Here is a 3,072-nt window from a genome sequence, read left to right as displayed (position 1 = left end):
GATGATATTGTTAACAATATATATCAATTCGTGTTCGATGATATCTGACATTTGCGTATACACTTTTAGGTAACCACATGGCTTATTGTGTCAAAGGGGTTGCATGACAAATCCTGCAACCAAAACCGCTAAGCGATGAAGCAAGTAAAGTCATGCTCAGAACAAATAAGAAACTCACAGAGCGAGGATGGAGGCTCCTGTGGCCATATTAAAAATGTTTGGAAAGAAAAATTCCAACAGTCCGGTCAACTCTGATATGGACAAGCAAAGAAAATACGAAGCGCTCGTCCGAGGGTATCATCGTGACTTGTACCGCTACGCATATTGGTTGTGCAAAGATAAAGCGGTCGCGGAAGATCTAGTTCAGGAAACCTGTCTTAGAGCTTGGAAGTCACTCGATAGCCTCCAAGACGAAAAAGCTGCCAAGTCTTGGCTCATCACAATATTGAGACGAGAAAATGCGCGCCGCTTCGAACGTAAACAATTTGATTTAGTTGATATCGATGATTACGGCAATGATGCTAAAGTCAGCGATGACTCACATCATCAGCAAGAATGGCTGCAGGCACAGATCATGAAGCTCGATGTTGAATATCGTGAGCCTTTATTTCTCCAAGTTGTCGGTGGTTTCAGTGGAGAAGAAATTGGCGACATTCTTGATTTAAATAAAAACACAGTGATGACTCGACTATTTCGCGCTCGTAATCAACTTAAAGAGATGTTGGATTCTCAAGATACTAAGAGAGGACAAAAGAATGGATGATTTAGAATTTCGTCGTCGTATTTTGTCGGATCCAAAACAAAAGGATGAAGAGATTCTGCAAGCTTTAGCTGGTAGCGACGCCAACAATAAGTTTGTTGATGACGTTTTGGATCTCGATGTAAAAATTAAACAAGCCATGAATGTGGATGTACCCGAAGATCTCGCAGATAAGATTTTATTTAGCCAGACGTCGAGTGCACTTGATGAAGAGAAGGTCGTCAGACCAAACTTTGTCCGCAAAGCAATGGCACTTGCCGCTTCTATTGCGTTCACCGCAGGATTATTAGTTGGCCAAGTAAACTGGGGAAATGTTTTGGTGTCTCCAGCACAAGCCAGTTTAGCGGATACCGCAATGAAACACGTTATTCATGAAGAACCGTTTGTTCGTCATCTTGATGAGGATGTACCGAGCTCGCAAATTAATGCGAAAATGTCGCCATTTCATTACCAGTTTAGTGAAAACTTTCCATATCACGTTTACTACCTAAACCACTGCGGTTTTGGCGAATCCAACGCGGTGCATATGGTGTTCCAAGGTCCAAAAGGTAAAGTAACGTTATTTATTACTGGTATTCCAAGCGAACAAAGTACCGACTTTAGTAAGGATGGCATGACCGGAATCGTTCAGCCCGTCGGGAGTTCAAGCCTGATTTTAGTCGGGGAAGAAGGTGAAAATATTGATGCGATCGCTACGACTCTTGCATCAATGATTAAGCCGATGTAACAACTTCGACGATTTCCAGCCTTCAAAAGGTTAAATGCCGCTAAATGATCTTATTTAGCGGCATTTTTGTATAAATAGAGCACAAAACATTCACCACTGCTATAGCATTTAGAGCTTAAACTCTAAATTATGCATTTTAAGTGCAATTTCCCGTCTTTTAGACATCATTTCTGCAATTTTTATTCAATTTTATCCAATGGTCGGATTTGTCCAAGCAATTATTGATACTACTATCTGCGCCACTGAGCAAAAGCTCAATTTATCGTCCAAAGAGACGAATCTAATAAGGAAAAACAAATGACTCAGAACACGCGTCTGTTTAAAAAGACTCTCCTAGCAGTAACGGTAGCTTTTGCCTCAGGTCAATCGATGGCAGCGGGTTTCCAAATCAACGCTCAATCAGCAACTGGCATCGGCCGTGCATTTGCTGGTGATGCAGTAATCGCAGATAATGCAGCGGTAATGGCTCGTAACCCAGCAGCAATGGCTCTGTTTGATAAAATGGAACTGTCGCTAGGTTTCGAAAGCATTACTTCAATGATTGAAGTGAAAGATGCGAAATATAACGTTAATACTCCTTTGGGCTCCAGTACTGTAAATGTTGCTGACACTGATGATGTGGGTGATACGTCAATAGCTCCAAACATTCACCTAATCGTTCCAGTAAATGACAAGTTTGCATGGGGCGTAAACGCATACTCTAATTTCGGCACTAAAACTGAATTTTCAGATAACTACACCGCAACCGAGTACGGTGGTCTTACGGATGTAAAAAGCTTCAACTTTGGATTGGCGGGTTCTTACCGTTTAAACGAACAATGGAGCTTTGGTGCTGGTTTAGATTTAATCTACGGCCAAGGCACAATGAAGCGTACAACTAGCTCTTCAGTCCCAGGGGTTGGCGGTCAAAAAATTCTGGACGTAGATAAAGCTGATGGTTGGGCTGTTGGTTTTAACGTTGGTACTGTGTACGAACTAGATGAAAACAACCGTTTTGGTCTAGCATATCGTTACAGCCCTGAATTTACGGCGAAAGACGATAAAGGTCAGGAAATCACGCTACCTCTACCAGATATGGCCGAATTTTCTGGTTTCCACAAAATCCAAGACACTAAGTTTGCTGTACACTACAGCATCCAATACATCGGTTGGAAAGATTTCGACCAAATTGATTTTGAGAACCTAAATCAGGGTTTACTTAAAGGTGGTTACTCGAAAGACTATCAATGGCAAGATGGCTGGCACTACGCAATTGGTGGTACTTACTACCTAAACAACAACTGGACACTTCGTGCTGGTTACATGTACGACACAAGCGCTCAAGATAAAGTAACGTCTATCTCGGTACCAGACTCAGATCGCCAGTGGTTCTCCACAGGTTTCTCTTACCATATTGATAATAGCTCAAACATCGATTTTGGCTTCACGTACTTGTTAGGTGAAGATGTAAAAGTTAATGAGAATACTCAATTAGCTCCTGGTCTTTCTACCGGTGTAACAGCAACAACTCATGCTGATGCAATTCTATTCGGCTTACAATACAGCCGTAGCTTCTAAACGCTTCGCTGTTAGTTAGTAGAAAAAT

The 3,072-nt window shown here is 41.8% G+C and carries 3 protein-coding genes; all 3 read left to right on the top strand.

What is annotated here, in order from left to right; genetic code table 11:
- Positions 1-187: 187 nt before the first annotated feature.
- The 3 genes from CAG68_RS06995 to CAG68_RS06985 all read left to right on the top strand — a co-directional run bounded on the left by CAG68_RS06995 (position 188) and on the right by CAG68_RS06985 (position 3,044).
- Positions 188-763, top strand: coding sequence for a sigma-70 family RNA polymerase sigma factor (locus CAG68_RS06995; protein WP_005380528.1), 576 nt, complete (start codon positions 188-190; stop codon positions 761-763).
- A complete protein-coding gene (locus CAG68_RS06990) occupies positions 756-1,487 on the top strand; it encodes a DUF3379 domain-containing protein (protein WP_017635939.1) in 732 nt (243 codons plus the stop codon). The genes CAG68_RS06995 and CAG68_RS06990 overlap by 8 nt, the downstream gene beginning before the upstream one ends.
- 297 nt (positions 1,488-1,784) lie before the next feature.
- The gene (locus tag CAG68_RS06985) at positions 1,785-3,044 is read left to right on the top strand and encodes an outer membrane protein transport protein (protein ID WP_064354222.1); all 1,260 of its coding nucleotides are present in this window, start codon (positions 1,785-1,787) and stop codon (positions 3,042-3,044) included.
- Positions 3,045-3,072 lie beyond the last annotated feature (28 nt).

This window comes from Vibrio sp. V42_P2S4T144, from assembly GCF_009904715.1.
Lineage (GTDB): Bacteria > Pseudomonadota > Gammaproteobacteria > Enterobacterales > Vibrionaceae > Vibrio > Vibrio alginolyticus.
The sequence above is the reverse complement of the archived record's forward strand: the minus strand, read 5'-3'. Positions and strand labels throughout refer to the sequence as shown.